The following is a 17,402-nucleotide window of genomic DNA, read 5'->3' on the forward strand; positions in this document are numbered from 1 at the left end:
GAATTATTCCTCCGCGGCGCTGGCGCGCAGGCGGTTGATACGGTTTTCGCTCCACTGCTTGAGCAGCAGGATGAAGAGCGCCAGGATCAGCAACAGGCTCGCCACGGCGAACGCGGCCACGTGGTTGTATTCGTTGTAGAGGATCTCGACGTGCAGCGGCAAGGTGTTGGTCACCCCGCGAATGTGCCCGGAAACCACCGACACCGCACCGAACTCGCCCATGGCCCGCGCGGTACACAGCACCACGCCATAAATCAGGCCCCACTTGATGTTCGGCACGGTGACGTGCCAGAACATCTGCCAGCCATTGGCACCGAGCAGGCGCGCGGCTTCCTCCTCTTGGGTGCCTTGTTCCTGCATCAGCGGAATCAGTTCACGGGCCACGAACGGCACGGTGACGAAAATCGTCGCCAGCACAATGCCCGGCAGGGCGAAGACGATCTGGATGTCGTGATCCTGCAGCCACGGCCCGAACAGGCCCTGCGCACCGAACATCAGCACGTAGACCAGACCGGCGATCACCGGCGACACCGAGAACGGCAGGTCGATCAGCGTCACCAGCATGCTCTTGCCACGAAACGAGTATTTGCTCACGCACCATGCCGCACTGACGCCGAATACCAGGTTCAGCGGCACCGAAATCAGCACCGCGAATACGGTGAGTTTCAGTGCCGAAAGCGCGTCCGGCTCAAAGATCGCGGTGAAGAACGCGCCGAGACCGTTTTTCAGACCTTGCGATACGACGATGAACAACGGCAGCAGCAGAAACAGGAAAAAAATCAGCCAGCCAAGACCGATCAGGACTCTGCGCGAAGTGGCGCTGCCACGGCGCGCAGCGTTGGCCGAAGAGGCGGCCGCAATGGACGATTGGGACATGTTCGCGCCTCCTTATGGGGTTTCGATGCGCCGCTGCAGCAAGTTGATCAGCAGCAACAGGATGAAGGAAACCACCAGCATCAATACGCCAATGGCGGTAGCGCCGGTGTAATCGTATTGGTCGAGTTTGACCATGATCAGCAGCGGCAGGATCTCGGTTTTCATCGGCATGTTGCCGGCAATGAAAATCACCGAACCGTACTCGCCGACGCCACGCGCGAACGCCAGCGCAAAACCGGTCAGCCAGGCGGGCAGCAGTGCCGGAACCAGAATGTGGCGAAATACCTGCCATGGCTTCGCACCCAGGCACGCCGCCGCTTCTTCGACTTCACGGGGAATATCGGCCAGCACCGGCTGCACCGTGCGCACCACGAACGGCAGCGTGACGAAGGTCAGCGCCAGGGTGATGCCCAGTGGGGTGTAGGCGATCTTGAAACCGAGGTCAGCGGCAAATTGCCCGACCAGCCCGGCCGGCGCGTACAGCGCGGTCAGCGCAATACCGGCCACGGCTGTCGGCAGGGCGAACGGCAGATCGATCATCGCGTCGATCACCTTGCGTCCGGGGAAGGTGTAGCGCACCAGCACCCAGGCCAGCAGAGTGCCGATGATGCCGTTGATGATCGCCGCACACAGCGCGGTACCGAAGCTCAGCTTCAATGCAGCCAGCACCCGTGGTGCGGAGATGATCGTCCAGAACTGATCCCAGGTCAGCTGGGCGGCATGGACGAACATCGCCGCCAGCGGGATAAGCACAATCAGGCTGAGGTACACCAAGGTGTAACCCAGCGTCAGCCCGAAGCCGGGTATGACGGGGGAGATACGACGCGACATAAAAGTCCCTGGTTGAAAACGCATCAATGTGGGAGTGAGCCCTGTGGTGAGGGGACTTATCCCCTCACCACAAAAGCTCAGTCCCACATGTCATGTGCCCAGACATCAGGCCGGGTGAAGGCGAGATTACTGCGCCTGATAAATCTGGTCGAACACGCCGCCGTCGTTGAAGAATTTCGGCTGCGCGGATTTCCACCCGCCGAAGTCCTTGTCGATGGTCACCAGTTCCAGGTTCGGGAACTGCTGGGCGTACTTGGCCGCTACGTCCTTGTCACGTGGACGATAGAAGTTTTTCGCGGCGATTTCCTGACCGGCCGGGCTGTACAGATGCTTGAGGTAGGCTTCGGCGATCTGCGCGTTGCCCTTCTTCTCGGCATTCTTGTCGACCACGGCCACTGGCGGTTCGGCGAGGATCGACAGCGACGGCACGACGATATCGAACTTGTCTGCGCCGCCATCTTCTTTCAGCGCCAGGAACGCTTCGTTTTCCCAGGCCAGCAACACGTCGCCCTGACCGTTATTGACGAAGGTGATGGTCGAACCACGGGCGCCGGTGTCGAGGATCGGCACATGCTTGAACAGGGTTTGTACATATTCTTTGGCCTTGGCTTCATCACCGCCGTTGGCTTTCAGGCCATAGGCCCAGGCTGCGAGGAAGTTCCAGCGCGCGCCACCCGAGGTCTTCGGGTTCGGCGTGATCACCGAGACATCGTTCTTGACCAGATCGCCCCAGTCCTTGATGCCTTTCGGGTTGCCCTTGCGCACCAGAAACACGATGGTCGAGGTGTACGGCGTGCTCGCTTCCGGCAGACGCTTCTGCCAGTCGGCCGGCAGGCTCTTGCCGAGCTTGGCGATTTCGTCGATGTCACCGGCCAGGGCCAGGGTCACCACGTCAGCCCGCAGGCCATCGATCACCGCACGGCCCTGCTTGCCCGAGCCACCGTGGGACTGCTGGATTTTCACCGTGTCGCCGGCATGATCCTGCTGCCAGAACTTGATGAATTCGGCGTTGTATTCCTGATACAGCTCCCGCGTCGGGTCATACGACACGTTGAGCAGCTCGTAATCCTTGGCAACGGCGGAACCGGCAAACACGGCGCTGGCCAGCGCGGCCAAAGCATAACGGCGAATCGACGACATGGTGAAAGCTCCTGGAATTCTTGGTGGTGGCTTTTTCTTGTGTATTGCTGGAATCGGGTCCCGTTGAAAGATCGCCGCCTTCGCCAGCTCCTGCACACAGCCCCCTGTAGGAGCCGCCGAAGGCTGCGATCTTTTGATTTCAGCCCGGTTGTTTACCGGGTTGCTGCAAACGAAATTTCTCTTTGCGTTCGATCTGTACGACTTGCGCGTTGTGCACAGTGATCTCCACTGCGCCGAACCGCAGATCGCGCAGGGCGCTCTGGATTTCCCGCAAGATGGTGCTTTCGTCCTGACCGTCAACGCTGCGAAGGGATGCGCTCATGGTGCTGCTCCTTTGAAGGGGATTTGCCTGGCAGTGGGCGGCACTGCGTTCGGCGTGGGAGCAATATAAGAGAGGCATGGATATTCTTAAAAAGACTATTTAAGAATGTTTATATAACCAGAAAATAATAGTAGAGAGGGCAAGGGGTTTGCGCTGATTTGAACTCGTCAAGAGAACTTGTGGCGAGGGGATTTATCCCCGTTGGACTGCGTAGCAGTCCCATTTCTTGGGGCCGCTACGCGACCCAACGGGGATAAATCCCCTCACCACAAGGTCGGTGATAGCCAGATAGGCCTATTCAGCCAATCAATGGCGTTTTCGCCCAATCAAGCCGATCCGCAGACACCGGCCGCCCAAACCAGTAGCCCTGCCCCAGATCGCATTCCTGCGCCAACAGAAATGCCGCCTGCTCAACCTGTTCGATCCCTTCGGCATGGACCTGCATGCCCATGCTGCGGGCCAGCGCGATGATCACCCGGACAATCGCCACGTCATCTTCATCCCACGGCAACCCGGCGACGAAGCCCTGATCGATCTTGAGTTTCTGCACCGGCAGGCGCTTGAGCCGCAGCAGCGACGAATAGCCAGTGCCGAAATCGTCAATAGCCAGACGTACACCCAGCTCGCGCAAGCGATGCATCTGTTCCAGCGCCACTTCGGGATCGTCCATCACCGCGCTTTCGGTGACTTCCAGTTCCAGATAGACCGGATCCAGCCCGGTGTCGTGCAGCACCTGCGCCACCTGCTGATACAACTCGCGCCGGGCAAACAGCCGCGAGGAGACATTCACCGCGACGAACGCCAGCACCACGCCGCTCTGCTGCCATTGGCACATCTGTCGGCAAGCCTGCTGCATCACCCAGGCATCGATCTCGGCGATCAGCCCGGTGCGCTCGGCAATCGGAATGAATTCTGCCGGTGACACCAGACCGCGTTGCGGATGCTGCCAACGCACCAGTGCCTCGACGCCAACCAGACGGCTGCTTTGCAAGTCATGCACCGGTTGGTAGTAGACGCGCAGTTCCTCCTGCTCCAGTGCGCGGCGCAGCTCGAAGGCGATTTCGACCCGTTGCTGGGCATGGGCGGTCAGCTCTTCGGTATACAGCGCGTAGCCATTGCGCCCGCTGCTTTTGGCCTTGAACAGCGCGCTGTCGGCGTTGCGTAACAACTGCTCGGCGCTGAGGGCATCGCTGGGAAACAGGCTGATGCCGATGCTCGCGTTGATGAACAGTTGATTGCCATCTACCAGCACCGGCTCCTTCAAGGCGTCCAGAGTCCGTTGCGCCAGCGCGGCAGCCTGGGCCGGCTGTGGACAACTTTCCGCGAGCACCGCGAACTCGTCACCGCCGAGCCGCGCCAAGGTAATGCCGTGGCCGAAGAGTTCCTGCAAACGCGTCGCCACCGCTTTTAGCAACCGATCGCCGACGTTATGCCCGAGGCTGTCGTTGATCATCTTGAAATGATCCAGATCGAGCATCAGCAGCGCGCAGCCACGCTTGTGCGTCTGCGCGGAAGCCAACGCCTGTTCGGCGCGGTCGCTGAACAGCAGGCGATTGGGCAGATCGGTCAACGGATCGTGATGCGCCAGGTGTTTGAGCTCGGACTCGGAATCCTTGATCGCACTGATGTCGGAGAACACCGCCACGTAATGGCTGAGCCGGCCGGAATCATCGTGAATCACCCGGATGGTTTGCCACTGTGGATAAATCTCGCCAGTCTTGCGCCGGTTCCAGATCTCGCCGCTCCACTCACCTTCAGCCTCGAGGGTAGCGAACATCGCCTGATAGAAGCCCGGCGGATGATGGCCGGACTTGAACAGACTGGGCTGCTGGCCGATGACCTCGTCGCGCCGATAACCGGTGATCTCGATAAAGGCACGATTGACGTGGACGATGAGACCCCGGTGGTCGGTAACCAGCACCCCTTCGCGAGTGCAGTCGAACACGGCGGCCGCCTGACGCAGACGCTCACGGTCGGTGTGGCGCTCGCGCAAATGCGCGCCGATGCCGAGAAACCCGCACAGCCGCGCCCGTGCGAGGAAAATCAGCGCGGCGCTGATCGTTGCCAGCAGATAACCGTTGATCAGTTGCCAATGGGTCAGCTCACGGAAGTCATCGAAGAATCTGCTTAATAAATGATCAGAAACTTGCAGCCACAGGGCGGCCAGTACGAGGTAGAGCAGCGCTGCACGCAAGGCATCGCGGTAAGTCGCAGACATTCGGTCGTCCATGTCCCTACAAAAAGGTTGGAATTATAGGTCAAGAAACATTCAGCGACTTCTTATCTGAAAGGGCGACTGGTTTTATCTGTGTGCTTAGTGATAATGCAACGGCTGTTTTTATCTTTATCGAGGGCCCTATAGCCTATGTGGTACGAAGGTTTTCTTGGCTTGTCGGCCTGGTCACTGGTCGCGGTCACCCTGCTGATGACCCATGTGACGATTGTTGCAGTCACGGTCTATCTGCACCGTTACTCGGCCCACCGCTCGCTCGAGCTGAATGCGGGTCTGAAGCACTTTTTCCGTTTCTGGCTGTGGCTGACCACGGCGCAGAACACCCGCGAGTGGACTGCCATCCACCGCAAACACCACGCCAAATGCGAAACCGAGGATGACCCGCACAGCCCGGTCATCAAGGGTCTGTCCACCGTACTGCGCACCGGCGCCGAGCTGTACCGCAGCGAAGCGCAGAACCCGGAAACCCTGCGCATCTACGGCAAGAACTGCCCGGAAGACTGGATCGAACGCAACGTCTACAGCCGCTATCCGCTGCTGGGCGTGGCGATCATGGGCGTGATCGACCTGCTGCTGTTCGGCACCATCGGTATCACCATCTGGGCCATCCAGATGATGTGGATTCCGGTGTGGGCCGCTGGGGTGATCAACGGTCTGGGCCATGCCGTCGGCTATCGCAATTTCGAATGCCGTGACGCAGCGACCAATCTGGTGCCGTGGGGCATCCTGATCGGCGGCGAAGAGCTGCACAACAACCATCACACCTACCCCAACTCGGCCAAGCTGTCGGTGAAGAAGTGGGAATTCGACCTCGGCTGGGCGTGGATCAAGGTCTTCTGCTTCCTGCGTCTGGCCAAGGTGCAGCGGGTCGCACCGATTGCCCACCGCGTCGAAGGCAAAGGCAGCCTGGACATGGACACCGCCATGGCGATCCTCAACAACCGCTTCCAGATCATGGCCCAGTACCGCAAATTGGTGATCGGTCCGCTGGTCAAGCAAGAGCTGGCCAAGGTCGATCATTCGGTGCGCCACCAATTCCACCGGGCCAAACGCCTGCTGTCGCGGGAAACCAGCCTGCTGGAAGACCGTCATCACCTGCGCATCCAGACCATGCTCGAACACAGCCAGGCGTTGAAAGTGATCTACGAAAAACGCCTGGCTTTGCAGCAGATCTGGGTCAAGACCAGTTCCAATGGCCACGACATGCTCGCCGCCATCAAGGAATGGATTCACGAGGCCGAGGCCAGTGGCATCCAGTCGTTGCGCGATTTTGCTGATCAGCTGAAAACCTACTCGCTGCGTCCTGCGACTGCCTGACCCGCAATGAGGCTGCGATCTCAAAGATCGCAGCCTCATTGCACTCGTCAGCTCCAACCCCCACCGCCCGGCGGGACTCGGTAATGGCCGGGAACTTCGCCGAAAATCACCTATCTCAATGACACTTCGCCATCCCGGCGGGCTGTCCTGTGGCCGTTGTCGACATTGCGGCGCGCCCTTTGAGATTTGTGCCGATGGTCAACAACAACCAGAAAGACACGTCCTTCACTCAATGGCCCGAGGCCGCGCAAACGCTGATGGCGTTGATGCATGCGCAGGGCGAAGTCGCGCGCCTGAGCGAGCGCGAACAATTGATCAGTTCGCTGCTGGTCAGCGTCAACGCCGTGCTCTGGGCTTTCAACTGGGAAACCCGACAGGTGTTGTACGTCAGTCCGGCCTATGAACGGATCTTCGGCCGTTCCGCCGCGCTGTTGTTGGCGGATTACAACCAGTGGCGCGACAGCATTTATCCCGATGATCTGGAGTACGCCGAGCAGAGCCTCGCCGAAGTCCTGCACCGAGGTGCGGTGGAAGATCGCGAGTACCGCATCATTGCCGCCGATGGCCAGGTGCGCTGGCTCAGCGACAAATGCTTTATCAATCGCCAGGACGAGCCCGGGCAGCCGGTGATCATCGTCGGCATCGCCGAAGACATCACTGACAAGAAAAACATGGAAACCGAGCTGCAACGCTTGGCCACCACCGATGTGCTGACGCAAAGCAGCAACCGCCGCCACTTCTTCGAATGCGCCCACCGCGAGTTCGCTGAGGCCCGCCGCCAAGGCACGCCGCTGGCCTTCCTGCTGCTGGACATCGACGACTTCAAAGTGATCAACGACAGCTACGGGCATCCCGAGGGCGACAACGTGCTGCAACGGATCGCCGAGTGTGGACGCGGCTCATTGCGCCGTGGCGATCTGTTCGGGCGGATTGGTGGTGAGGAGTTCGCTGCGGTGTTTCCCGGCTGTGCGCCGGAGATGGCCGTGCAAGTGGCAGAGCGACTGCAGCAGGAGATCCAGCGACTGCGCTTCAACCACAACGGGCAAGCATTCAGCATCACCGTGAGCCAGGGCCTTACCAACCTCACCGACGATGACAAGAGCCTGGACAGCCTGTTCGCCCGCGCGGATGCAGCGATGTACGAGGCGAAACGGCAGGGCAAGAACCGGATTATTGCGGCCTGATCCGTATTTTGTGGCTGCCGCAATTCCTGTGGGAGCGGGCTTGCCCGCGATGAGGCCCGCACTTTCAACAAAAATGTTGCCTGCGCTGGCGCCTTCGCGAGCAGGCTCGCTCCCACATTGGAATGTGGTGATCTGTCATTTGCGCATCCGCAGCAACTCCGGCAGCCCGATCTTGAGCAACCGCGCCGTCCGGCTCTTCGCCAGTTCCTCTACGCCTTCATGCTCGGTCAGCCGCGCCATCTGCGCCGCCATGTGCATCACCAGCGCCTCGCGACTGTAAACGCCACCACCTAGCTGGTAGGCCGAAGCAATCAACTCGCGCAACTCCAGCGGCAGACGCCAGCGGGTGCGCAGTGCCGAGCCATAAGAGGCGCCAAACTTCGCTAGCGCTTCACCGACCTCCTGCAACTCGTCCAGCTCGCCGCCGGCCTGCTGCCATTCCTGCAAGCAGCGCAGCAGCGCCAGATCGCCGAGCCGATGCAGCATGCCCGCGCAATAGCAACGCTCCTGATCCAGATCGAGCAGGCGCGCCAGCGTGCGCGCATATTCCGCCGTGTGCAGGGACAGTCCCCAATAGCGCTCGGCGTAATCCGCCAGGCATGGATCGCTGAGTCGCGCGCTGCGTTTTAGCGCCAGGCCGAGAATCAGGTTCATGCTCTGCCCGGTGCCGAGTCGGTGCAGCGCCTGGGCCAGGGTTTGCACCGGCGCGCCGTAGTGTTGCGCGGCACTGTTGGCGGCTGCGATCAGCACGGCGGTAATCTGCGGATCGGTGCGGACCTCTTCCTCCAGCAACTTGAGGTCCAGCCCTTCGGGATTGAGGCTACGCTTGACCGCCACTTGCACGTCGGTCATCAACGGCGCGCCATCGGCCTGCTCGCGACGCCGCTCAAGGAACACCGAGAGCGTAATGCCCGGCGCCAGTGCCGGCACTTCGCAAACCACCGCTTCGCCAGCGTTGAGCAGCAACCCCTGCAAGCGCTCGGTCAGGTCTTCCATATTCAACGGCTTGGTCAGGTACGCCGTCGGCGCCAGCGGAATCGCTTCGCGCACACTGGCGCTGTCGTTGCGGCTGCTCATCAGAATGAACGGCAGCGGCGGATTGCGTTTGCGCTGGCGGACGCTGCGCAGCACATGCAATCCGTCGATGCCAGGCAGCTCCCAATCGACGATGGCCAAGTCATAGGGCACCTCGCTGAGCAACGACATTGCCTGCTGGCCATCGGCACACAAATCCAGACGCGCATCGCAGCGCACATTGAGTAGCACTTGTTTGAGCAGGTCACGGGACCAGGGATCGGCCTCGGCAATCAACACCCGAGGTACGGCGGGTAAATCAACGGCAGTCATGCGCGCTCTCCTTGCAATGCCTGAACCTTAGCCAATGCTGGCGATTCGATACAGCGCAAACAGGTCCGATGTGTTTCAAGGGACGAAAAAAACCCGCCGAAGCGGGTTTTTGTCGAGCAAGTCACACCAACGGATCAGAGCTCAGAGAAGCACTCTTCGATGATCGCCAGACCTTTGTCCAGTTGCTCATCGGGCGACGTCAGCGGAACCAGCACGCGCAGCACGTTACCGTAAGTGCCGCAGGACAGCAGGATCAGGCCCTTGTCACGCGCCTTGGCCACCACGGCAGCCACGGCAGTCGGGTTCGGCTTGTGGCTGTCGCCGTTTTCGAACAGCTCGACCGCGATCATCGCGCCCAGCGCACGCACTTCACCGATCACCGGGTACTTGGCCTGAATGGCCTTCAGGCCAGTGACCAGACGCTCACCGACAGCCTTGCAACGGTCCAGCAGTTGCTCTTCTTCAAACACTTCCATCACTGCCAGTGCAGCGGCGCAAGCGATCGGGCTACCGGCGTAGGTGCCGCCCAGACCACCCGGAGCGATGGCGTCCATATATTCGGCTTTGCCGCACACGCCGGCCAGCGGGAAGCCGCCAGCGATGGACTTGGCGAAGGTGGTCAGATCGGCGGCAACGCCCATCTGTTCCATAGCGAAGAAGGTGCCGGTACGGCCAGCGCCGGTCTGCACTTCGTCAGCGATCAGCAGGATGCCGTGCTGGTCGCACAAAGCGCGCAGACGCTTCATGAATTCCTTCGGCGCGACGTAGAAACCACCTTCGCCCTGCACCGGCTCGATGATGATTGCAGCGATGTCTTTCGGCTCGGCGTCGTTCTTGAAGATGCGTTCGATGGAAGCGATCGAATCGTCGATGCTCACACCGTGCAGTTCGTTCGGGTACAGCGCGCGGAAGATGCCGCCTGGCATCAGGCCCATGCCGGCCGAGTACGGCACGACTTTACCGGTCAGGCCGAGGGTCATCATGGTGCGACCGTGGTAAGCGCCGGTGAAAGCGATCACGCCAGCGCGGCCAGTGGCGGCACGGGCGATCTTCACGGCGTTTTCCACCGCTTCGGAACCGGTGGTGACCAGCAGGGTTTTCTTGGCGAAATCACCCGGCACCTTGGCGTTGATTTTTTCGCACAGCTCAACGTACGGCTCGTAGGCCAGTACCTGGAAGCAGGTGTGGGTCAGCTTGTTCAGCTGTTCGGTCACGGCGGCGATGATTTTCGGGTGCACGTGGCCGGTGTTCAGTACAGCGATACCGCCAGCGAAGTCGATGAACTCGCGACCTTCAACGTCGGTCACGGTGGCGTTCTTTGCCGACTCGGCGAAGATCGGGTGAATCTGGCCAACACCACGTGGAACAGCTGCGGTACGACGGGCCATCAGTTCAGCGTTAGTCTTGCTCATTACAGTCCTCATTCGCCGCTCATCGGGCGGCGTGGTTCAAGGATAAAGCGGGAGAAATCGGCGGTGGCAGCATGCGATGATCGACTGCCACGGCGTTCCTGGCCGCAGAGAAAATTCCTGTTTGAAACGACGCAAAGGGACAGCGCTCTCGTGCCCTTTGCGTTTGCAGCGATCTCTTTCCCGGCTTAGATGCCCAGGCAGAGGTATTTGATTTCCAGGTAATCTTCGATGCCGTACTTGGAGCCTTCACGGCCCAGGCCCGAAGCCTTGATGCCGCCGAATGGCGCGACTTCGTTGGAGATCAGCCCGGTGTTGACGCCGACCATGCCGTACTCCAGCGCTTCGGCGACACGGAACACACGGCCGAGGTCACGAGCGTAGAAGTAAGAAGCCAGACCGAATTCGGTGTCGTTGGACATGGCGATCACTTCGGCTTCGTCTTTGAAGCGGAACAGCGGCGCCAGCGGACCGAAGGTTTCTTCCTTGGCCACGGCCGCGTTTTTCGGCACGTTGGTCAGGATGGTGGGCTCGAAGAAATTGCCTTCCATCGCCTTGCCGCCCGCCAGTACGGTGGCGCCTTTGCTTACGGCGTCAGCGATGTGTTCCTGAACCTTGGCCACGGCTTTTTCGTCGATCAGCGGGCCGGTGGTGGTGCCGTCTTCCAGACCGTTGCCGATCTTCAGTTTGGCCACAGCCACTTTCAGCTTCTCGGCGAACGCATCGTAGACCGCGTCCTGAATGTACAGACGGTTGGCGCAGACGCAGGTCTGGCCATTGTTGCGGTACTTGGAAATGATCGCGCCTTCGACGGCCTTATCCAGATCGGCGTCGTCGAACACGATGAACGGCGCGTTGCCGCCCAGTTCCAGCGAGACTTTCTTGATGTCCTTGGCGCATTCGGCCATCAACTGGCGACCGATTTCGGTCGAGCCGGTGAAGGACAGTTTGCGCACGATCGGGTTGCTGGTCAGCTCGCTGCCGATGTCGCCAGCGCTGCCGGAGACCACGCTGAACACGCCCGCAGGAATGCCCGCGCGCTGAGCCAGTTCGGCCAGGGCGAAAGCGGAAAACGGAGTTTGCGATGCCGGCTTGAGCACCATGGTGCAACCAGCGGCCAGCGCCGGGCCGGCCTTGCGAGTGATCATTGCTGCCGGGAAGTTCCACGGAGTGATCGCAGCAGTAACGCCGATCGGCTGCTTGATCACGATCAGGCGCTTGTCCGGCTGATGACCCGGAATCACGTCACCGTAGATGCGTTTGGCTTCCTCGGCGAACCACTCGATGAACGATGCGGCGTAAACGATTTCGCCCTTGGCTTCGGCCAGCGGCTTGCCCTGCTCGAGGGTCATCAGGCGCGCGAGGTCGTCCTGGTTCTCGATCATCAGTTCGAACCAGCGACGCAGTTTGCCGGCACGCTCTTTGGCGGTCAGTGCACGCCAGGCCGGCAGCGCCTTGTCGGCGGCCTCGATGGCACGGCGGGTTTCAGCGGCGCCCATCTTCGGCACGGTGCCGAGGATTTCGCCGGTTGCCGGGTTGTTGACCTTGATCGTCTGACCGTTGTCGGCATCGACCCAAGCGCCATCGATGAAGGCTTGCTGGCGGAACAACTGGGTGTCTTTAAGCTGCATGTCGGCTTTCCTTAACAGCACCGCGGCCTGCGCGGAGCAAATTATGATTGTAGAAAGGCGCCTCGCAAGGCTGCCGTCAGGGAAATCAGTGAGCGGATTGTGGCGCATCAACAGTGCACGACCGGGCGCACCTGCGCTGCAACATCCCGCCAAAGAGCGTTTGAAATCTCAAACGGATCGTAGGTTCAAAGGGGGTAAAGGACAATAGGTCGTTCGAAAAAAAGAACAAAAATGCCGCTTTTCAGATCAACGCACACAATACCCATGCCGCAGGAAAAACCTTAGATCAACCCCGACGAAGCGCCAAGCGAGGGTTTTGCAGGACGTTACCGCTTTAAGGAATGCAGCGATTTTGCGCCGACACGCACACTGACAAAACCCGCCAAACCCGGCATGGACGCCCCGAGCCGACCTAGGTATGATGTCGCCCGCTGCACCAGTAGCTCAGCTGGATAGAGTACTGCCCTCCGAAGGCAGGGGTCGTGGGTTCGAATCCCGCCTGGTGCACCATGAATCAAACGAGAAAGCCCCGGACTGTGATGGTCCGGGGCTTTTTTGTGGGCGATGGCAAGATCGCTGGAACGCCGTCACTCCGTCGTCCAGTCAAACTCGTAATATTCATCGTCGTCATCCCCCTCCTCCTCAGCCTCGTCAAATACCTCGTCTTCTTCAACGAGGTCTTCTTCCGGCTGATTCAGCAGAAACTCCTTACGTGTCTCGGTTACTGCACGCCGCATTTGTTCGCCCTTTTCCGGGCAGTTGAGTAGCTGGGCGATGCGGTCGATTTTTGCTGCCACGGTGTCCTCCAGCGCATTGGCAATGGCTTGATAGTGCGCGTTTTCGCGGGGCAATGCCAAATGGCTGGGGAATCAGGGCAGTCAGCCGCCCGTGAGCGGCCGAACCTCAGCGGTGATAACGCCGCACCGCGCTGCTGTTGCGCAGCACATGGCCTTTGATTTTTTCCATCAGCTCGGCGCGGGTCAGGCCGGCAGGCAGGGCGTCCGGGGCGAGGTCGAGGGCGTAGATCTGGATGATGTAGTGGTGCGCGCTGTCGCCCACTGGCGGGCACGGACCCATGTAGTGGGTGTTGCCTTTGCTGTTGGTGCCGCCGACGCCTTCGAGGGCGGATTTGGCACCGACGCCGGCCGCGATCTGGTGGGTGGTGGGTTTGATGCCGTAGTGAATCCAGTGATCGACGCCCAAGCCTTTCTGGCCATCCGGGTCGTGCATGACGATGGCGTAGCTCTGGGTACCGGCCGGGCCGGCGTTCCAGCTCAACGCTGGCGACTGGTTCTTGCCGCCGCAGCCGGGTGCGTCACTTGCCGCTGCCGAGGTGAACAGACGGTTATCCGACACGCCGGGGATGCTCAGGGTGAAGCGCTCCTGGGCCTGCGCCGGGAACTGCACGCAAAGGGTCACGGCGATGGCCGCCAGCCATGGGTTGAGAGAGGTCAATCGGGTCATTCCGGGAGCACCTTGTGCAGTGAGGCCGTCGTCGGCCCGCAAACTATAGCCGTACCGTTCGTGCCTTGGCAGTAGCAAATGGCTGAACCTCGCGCGGCGCCGCCAACTCACAAGAGAAATGCCTGCGAGGAAGCCGAAAATGTCCCTGCACCGAGTCGCCCGTTTCGCCGATGTCCCGCAAGACCGTGGCCTGCAAGTCGAAATCGGCGACTGCAAGATCGTCCTGCTGCGTGCCAACGGCGAGTTGCGGGCTTTTCAGGGCCTGTGTCCACATGCCGGCGCACCGTTGGCCGAGGGGGCGTTGTGTCACGGCAGGTTGATCTGCCCCTGGCACAAAGCCGCCTACCGCGCCGAGGACGGCGGCCTGTGCGAGCCGCCATCGCTGGACAGTCTCAAGCGCTATCCGCTGGAGTTGCGCGGCGATGAAGTGTGGGTCGATGACCAGCCGTTGCCCGATCCGCACACCCCGCCCGCTGACGACCCAAGAACGTTCGTGGTGGTCGGCGCCGGGGCGGCGGGTACGGCTTGCGCAGCGGCGCTACGGGAGAAGGGTTTCGGCGGACGCATCGTGCTGGTCGATGGCGAACCGGATGCCGGCTACGACCGCACGGTGTTGAGCAAATTTGTTCTCGCCGGGGAGATGTCGCCGAAAGAAGTGCCGCCGCTGCGCGATGAGGCGTTCTATCAAGCGCAACGGATTGAACGTGTGCAAGGCGAAGTGACTTCACTCGACGCCCCAGGCAAAACACTGCATTTGAACAACGGCGGCATCCTGCAATACGACGCCGCTGTACTCGCCACCGGTGGCGCGCCCAATCCGTTGAAGCTGCCTGGCGCCGGGCTGGCGAACGTTTTCGTCCTGCGGTCGAAAGCCCAGGCTGACCAGATCATCAACGCAGCTCAACCGGGCCAGCGCGCGGTGATCATCGGCGACAGTTTTATTGCTCTCGAATGCGCGTCAGCCCTGCGCGAGTACGGCCTCGACGTTACCGTGCTGGCACGCCACTCAGTCCCGTTTGCCAAACAATTCGGCGAGGCCGTGGGCAAGGCGATTCGCGCCCTGCACGAAGAGCACGGGGTGAAGTTCATCAGCGAACACGAGGCTACGCAGATCCTTGGCGAGGACAAGGTCGAGGGCGTGCTGCTCGACAACGGTCTGCGCCTGGCAGCGGATCTGGTTCTCGCCGGCGTCGGCGTTCACCCGGCCACTGCACCTTTCGAATCATTGCCCAAGGAAGAAGACCAATCGTTGCGTGTCGACGACGGCATGCGCGTGAGCGATGGTTTATGGGCCATCGGCGATATCGCCACGTTCCCGCTGAGCGGCCAGCCAACTCGCATCGAGCATTGGCGCCTGGCCCAGCAACACGCGCGGATTGCCGCCGCCAACATGCTGGGTGGCGAGGAACATTATCTGGATGTGCCATTCTTCTGGACGTACCACTTTGGCAAGAACTACGACTATCTCGGTCACGCTGCAGAATGGGACGAGGTCGAGTTCAGCGGTGAGCCGGAACAGCCGCCGTTCATCGGCCTGTTTGCAAAAGACGGCATCGTCGTTGCGGCGGTGGCCTGCGACAAGCAACGCGCGATGGCGCTGCTGGCCGAGCGGATGAAGCAACCTCTGCGGATCAAGGAGGCCTGGACGCTGATTCAGGCCTGACACCGGTCCTGTAGGAGCTGACGAGTGCAACGAGGCTGCGATCTCTTGATCTTGTTTTTACATAAGCAAAATCAAAAGATCGCAGCCTTCGGCAGCTCCTACAGTGGAGGTCACGTCAGCCGGTTTACCGGCTCGCGTTGATCATCGCCATCGGCATGCAGAAAGATCACCCGCTGTTGCCCCGGCGGCGCGGGCAAGGCCTGCTGCTGTAACGGCCAGAAATGCGTTTCCACATGGCTGATGTCGCCGTCCTGATCGTTATGAATGGTCATCACCCCCGGTGTGCGCAGTTTCTGGAAACGCTCGTCGCACAGCTTGAAACTCTTGCTCAGACCTTCATCGCCAATCACCGGTGACGGCAAACGGCGCTGGGCGAAGCTGCGGCTTTTGCGTTGCTGGTAACGCGCCCAACCGATCAGGATCACCGCGTTGACGAGCGCCACCCACATGTAAACCTGCAAAGTGCCCAAGGCGTCGAATGCCGAATGATCGATGCGCGGGCCGCCGGTGGTTTCGATCAATGGCCATAACCCGCGTACCAGCAGGAACAGCAGGCCAACCCAGGCCAGGACGGTGAGGATCACGTCGATCACCACCAGAAAGGGCCGCTGGCGAGTGCGGATAATTTTCATTTGATGACTTCCTCCTGGTCGTCGCCCAGCGGGCGAATGCCCCGATCAGGACTGACCCAGCGCGCGCGTTTTTTGTGTTGGCTGAACAACACTTTGGGGAAACTGACCAGGGTGGTCAGCAGACTGACGAGCCAGAACACCAACGGATACCAGACCACCCAGAACATGGTCTTGCCCAGACCCGGCTCATACCGCCGGTCAATGACGATGCTGACGGCAAACTGCACCAGGCAGACAAACGCCAGCAACAGACCGGTGAAGGCCGGTGGCATCAGGTGATCCACGGCGATCGCGTCGGGCATGACCATGAACTTGCCCATGCCCCAGAAAATCACCGACAGCAGGAAAGTGAACGCCCAACCGGTGGACAGGCAGTATTCGAACAGCAGCGGCCACAGGTAGCGATGGCGGTATTGCCAGATGCCGCGAATGTTCTTGAACAGCACTTCGGCGCCACCCTGAGCCCAGCGCAGACGCTGCTTCCACAGGCCGCCGAGGGTTTCCGGCATGAGGATCCAGCACAGCGCGCGCGGTTCGTAGAAGATGCTCCAGTGATCGAGTTGCAGCTTCCAGCTGATATCGATGTCTTCGGTGATCATGTCCGGGCTCCAGTAGCCGACCCGGTTCAGCGCGGTGCGGCGGAACGCGACGATCACCCCGGAGACGGTAAAGATGCGCCCGAAGACCCGTTGCGTACGTTTGATCAGACCGATGATCGAGGAGAACTCGCCGACCTGCACCCGCCCGATCAAGGTCGAACGCGTGCGGATGCGCGGGTTGCCGGTCACTGCGCCAAGACGTGCGTTATCCAGCATCGGCGCGACCAGATAAGCCGCAGTGTTTGGGGCCAGCAAGGCGTCGCCGTCGATGCACACCAGATACTCGCTGCGCGCAGCGATCGCGCCCATGCGCAGGGCTACAGCCTTGCCCTGGTTTTCCGCCAGATGCAGAACCCGCAGTCGCGGATCTTCCTTGGCCAGCGCATCGAGCACTTCGGCGGTGTTGTCCTTGGAGCCGTCGTTGATCGCGATCACTTCGATGTTCGGGTAGTGCTGGGCCAGCGCCGCGTAAATGGTATCGGCAGCGTTATCGCCTTCGTTGTAGCAAGGAATCAGAATCGAAATCAGCGGCTCGCCTTCCAGCGGTGGCGGCAGCGTGTCGTCCTGCCATGGCCAGTGGCGCTCCCAGTGCAGCCAGAAATACAGGCCGCCGGCGATCCATAACCCGGACATGAACAGTGGGTAGAAGAACACGAACGACATCAGGAACTGGCCGGTCACGAGGAAGATCAGCCCCAGCGGAACGCCAAGGACAATCGCCAGAACAAGCAGGGCTAACAGTCTATCCAGCATG

15 protein-coding genes and 1 tRNA gene are annotated in these 17,402 nt (G+C 60.7%); 4 read left to right on the forward strand and 12 right to left on the reverse strand.

The window, feature by feature from the left end; genetic code table 11:
* Positions 1–3: 3 nt before the first annotated feature.
* From cysW to dibA, 5 genes are all read right to left on the reverse strand, one after another.
* Positions 4–876 (reverse strand): sulfate ABC transporter permease subunit CysW, encoded by an 873-nt coding sequence (gene cysW / locus J2Y39_RS20825; protein ID WP_041477435.1) that lies wholly within the window; start codon positions 874–876, stop codon positions 4–6.
* Positions 877–888: 12 nt separating this feature from the next.
* On the reverse strand, positions 889–1,707 hold the full coding sequence (gene cysT / locus J2Y39_RS20830; RefSeq protein ID WP_016772245.1) for a sulfate ABC transporter permease subunit CysT: 819 nt from the start codon (positions 1,705–1,707) through the stop codon (positions 889–891).
* 126 nt (positions 1,708–1,833) lie between these two features.
* A complete protein-coding gene (locus J2Y39_RS20835) occupies positions 1,834–2,847 on the reverse strand; it encodes a sulfate ABC transporter substrate-binding protein (RefSeq protein WP_310219441.1) in 1,014 nt (337 codons plus the stop codon).
* 139 nt (positions 2,848–2,986) lie between these two features.
* Positions 2,987–3,169 (reverse strand): sulfur starvation response protein OscA, encoded by a 183-nt coding sequence (oscA, locus tag J2Y39_RS20840; RefSeq protein ID WP_007917682.1) that lies wholly within the window; start codon positions 3,167–3,169, stop codon positions 2,987–2,989.
* Positions 3,170–3,467: 298 nt separating this feature from the next.
* Entirely contained in the window at positions 3,468–5,387 is a 1,920-nt protein-coding gene (gene dibA / locus J2Y39_RS20845) for a phosphodiesterase DibA (protein WP_310219443.1), read from the reverse strand.
* A gap of 147 nt (positions 5,388–5,534) precedes the next feature.
* Here dibA and desA point away from each other — a divergent pair, with 147 nt between their 5' ends.
* A complete protein-coding gene (gene desA / locus J2Y39_RS20850; RefSeq protein WP_122508377.1) occupies positions 5,535–6,719 on the forward strand; it encodes a delta-9 fatty acid desaturase DesA in 1,185 nt (394 codons plus the stop codon).
* Between the two features lie 194 nt (positions 6,720–6,913).
* Positions 6,914–7,903 carry a sensor domain-containing diguanylate cyclase gene (locus tag J2Y39_RS20855; protein ID WP_310219506.1) on the forward strand — a complete coding sequence of 330 codons (990 nt, stop codon included), beginning with the start codon at positions 6,914–6,916 and terminating at the stop codon, positions 7,901–7,903.
* Positions 7,904–8,038: 135 nt separating this feature from the next.
* Here J2Y39_RS20855 and J2Y39_RS20860 read toward each other — a convergent pair whose 3' ends face one another.
* From J2Y39_RS20860 to gabD, 3 genes are all read right to left on the reverse strand, one after another.
* A complete protein-coding gene (locus tag J2Y39_RS20860; protein WP_310219449.1) occupies positions 8,039–9,250 on the reverse strand; it encodes a response regulator in 1,212 nt (403 codons plus the stop codon).
* A 134-nt stretch (positions 9,251–9,384) separates the two neighbouring features.
* Complete coding sequence (gene gabT / locus J2Y39_RS20865; protein WP_003220503.1) at positions 9,385–10,662, reverse strand: 4-aminobutyrate--2-oxoglutarate transaminase; 1,278 nt, start codon at positions 10,660–10,662, stop codon at positions 9,385–9,387.
* Positions 10,663–10,847: 185 nt separating this feature from the next.
* Positions 10,848–12,290: an NADP-dependent succinate-semialdehyde dehydrogenase gene (gabD, locus tag J2Y39_RS20870; RefSeq protein WP_024011131.1), complete on the reverse strand. Its 1,443-nt coding sequence runs from the start codon at positions 12,288–12,290 to the stop codon at positions 10,848–10,850.
* A 433-nt stretch (positions 12,291–12,723) separates the two neighbouring features.
* Between gabD and J2Y39_RS20875 the strand changes: the two genes are divergently transcribed.
* Positions 12,724–12,800: transfer RNA gene (locus tag J2Y39_RS20875), tRNA-Arg, on the forward strand.
* A gap of 77 nt (positions 12,801–12,877) precedes the next feature.
* Here the strand turns inward: J2Y39_RS20875 and J2Y39_RS20880 are convergent.
* Together J2Y39_RS20880 and J2Y39_RS20885 are read right to left on the reverse strand one after the other, a co-directional pair.
* Complete coding sequence (locus J2Y39_RS20880) at positions 12,878–13,147, reverse strand: hypothetical protein (RefSeq protein ID WP_310219454.1); 270 nt, start codon at positions 13,145–13,147, stop codon at positions 12,878–12,880.
* Positions 13,148–13,193: 46 nt separating this feature from the next.
* Positions 13,194–13,754 (reverse strand): YbhB/YbcL family Raf kinase inhibitor-like protein, encoded by a 561-nt coding sequence (locus J2Y39_RS20885; protein ID WP_016772253.1) that lies wholly within the window; start codon positions 13,752–13,754, stop codon positions 13,194–13,196.
* Between the two features lie 139 nt (positions 13,755–13,893).
* On the opposite strand from J2Y39_RS20885, the gene J2Y39_RS20890 reads away from it, so the two are divergent.
* Positions 13,894–15,417: an FAD-dependent oxidoreductase gene (locus J2Y39_RS20890; protein WP_310219457.1), complete on the forward strand. Its 1,524-nt coding sequence runs from the start codon at positions 13,894–13,896 to the stop codon at positions 15,415–15,417.
* Positions 15,418–15,527: 110 nt separating this feature from the next.
* On the opposite strand, the gene pgaD is transcribed toward J2Y39_RS20890, so the two are convergent.
* Together pgaD and pgaC are read right to left on the reverse strand one after the other, a co-directional pair.
* Complete coding sequence (gene pgaD / locus J2Y39_RS20895; protein WP_310219458.1) at positions 15,528–16,049, reverse strand: poly-beta-1,6-N-acetyl-D-glucosamine biosynthesis protein PgaD; 522 nt, start codon at positions 16,047–16,049, stop codon at positions 15,528–15,530.
* Complete coding sequence (pgaC, locus tag J2Y39_RS20900) at positions 16,046–17,401, reverse strand: poly-beta-1,6-N-acetyl-D-glucosamine synthase (RefSeq protein ID WP_305381948.1); 1,356 nt, start codon at positions 17,399–17,401, stop codon at positions 16,046–16,048. The genes pgaD and pgaC overlap by 4 nt, the downstream gene beginning before the upstream one ends.
* Position 17,402: the final 1 nt, after the last annotated feature.

It is taken from the genome of Pseudomonas sp. 2957, from assembly GCF_031456345.1.
Taxonomy (GTDB): domain Bacteria; phylum Pseudomonadota; class Gammaproteobacteria; order Pseudomonadales; family Pseudomonadaceae; genus Aquipseudomonas; species Aquipseudomonas siliginis.

Coding starts and splice junctions, on each gene's coding strand:
- cysW (WP_041477435.1), bottom strand. CDS start 876: ATGTCCCAATCGTCCATTGCGGCCGCCTCTTCGGCCAACGCTGCGCGC.
- cysT (WP_016772245.1), bottom strand. CDS start 1,707: ATGTCGCGTCGTATCTCCCCCGTCATACCCGGCTTCGGGCTGACGCTG.
- J2Y39_RS20835 (WP_310219441.1), bottom strand. CDS start 2,847: ATGTCGTCGATTCGCCGTTATGCTTTGGCCGCGCTGGCCAGCGCCGTG.
- oscA (WP_007917682.1), bottom strand. CDS start 3,169: ATGAGCGCATCCCTTCGCAGCGTTGACGGTCAGGACGAAAGCACCATC.
- dibA (WP_310219443.1), bottom strand. CDS start 5,387: ATGTCTGCGACTTACCGCGATGCCTTGCGTGCAGCGCTGCTCTACCTC.
- desA (WP_122508377.1), top strand. CDS start 5,535: ATGTGGTACGAAGGTTTTCTTGGCTTGTCGGCCTGGTCACTGGTCGCG.
- J2Y39_RS20855 (WP_310219506.1), top strand. CDS start 6,914: ATGGTCAACAACAACCAGAAAGACACGTCCTTCACTCAATGGCCCGAG.
- J2Y39_RS20860 (WP_310219449.1), bottom strand. CDS start 9,250: ATGACTGCCGTTGATTTACCCGCCGTACCTCGGGTGTTGATTGCCGAG.
- gabT (WP_003220503.1), bottom strand. CDS start 10,662: ATGAGCAAGACTAACGCTGAACTGATGGCCCGTCGTACCGCAGCTGTT.
- gabD (WP_024011131.1), bottom strand. CDS start 12,290: ATGCAGCTTAAAGACACCCAGTTGTTCCGCCAGCAAGCCTTCATCGAT.
- J2Y39_RS20885 (WP_016772253.1), bottom strand. CDS start 13,754: ATGACCCGATTGACCTCTCTCAACCCATGGCTGGCGGCCATCGCCGTG.
- J2Y39_RS20890 (WP_310219457.1), top strand. CDS start 13,894: ATGTCCCTGCACCGAGTCGCCCGTTTCGCCGATGTCCCGCAAGACCGT.
- pgaD (WP_310219458.1), bottom strand. CDS start 16,049: ATGAAAATTATCCGCACTCGCCAGCGGCCCTTTCTGGTGGTGATCGAC.
- pgaC (WP_305381948.1), bottom strand. CDS start 17,401: ATGCTGGATAGACTGTTAGCCCTGCTTGTTCTGGCGATTGTCCTTGGC.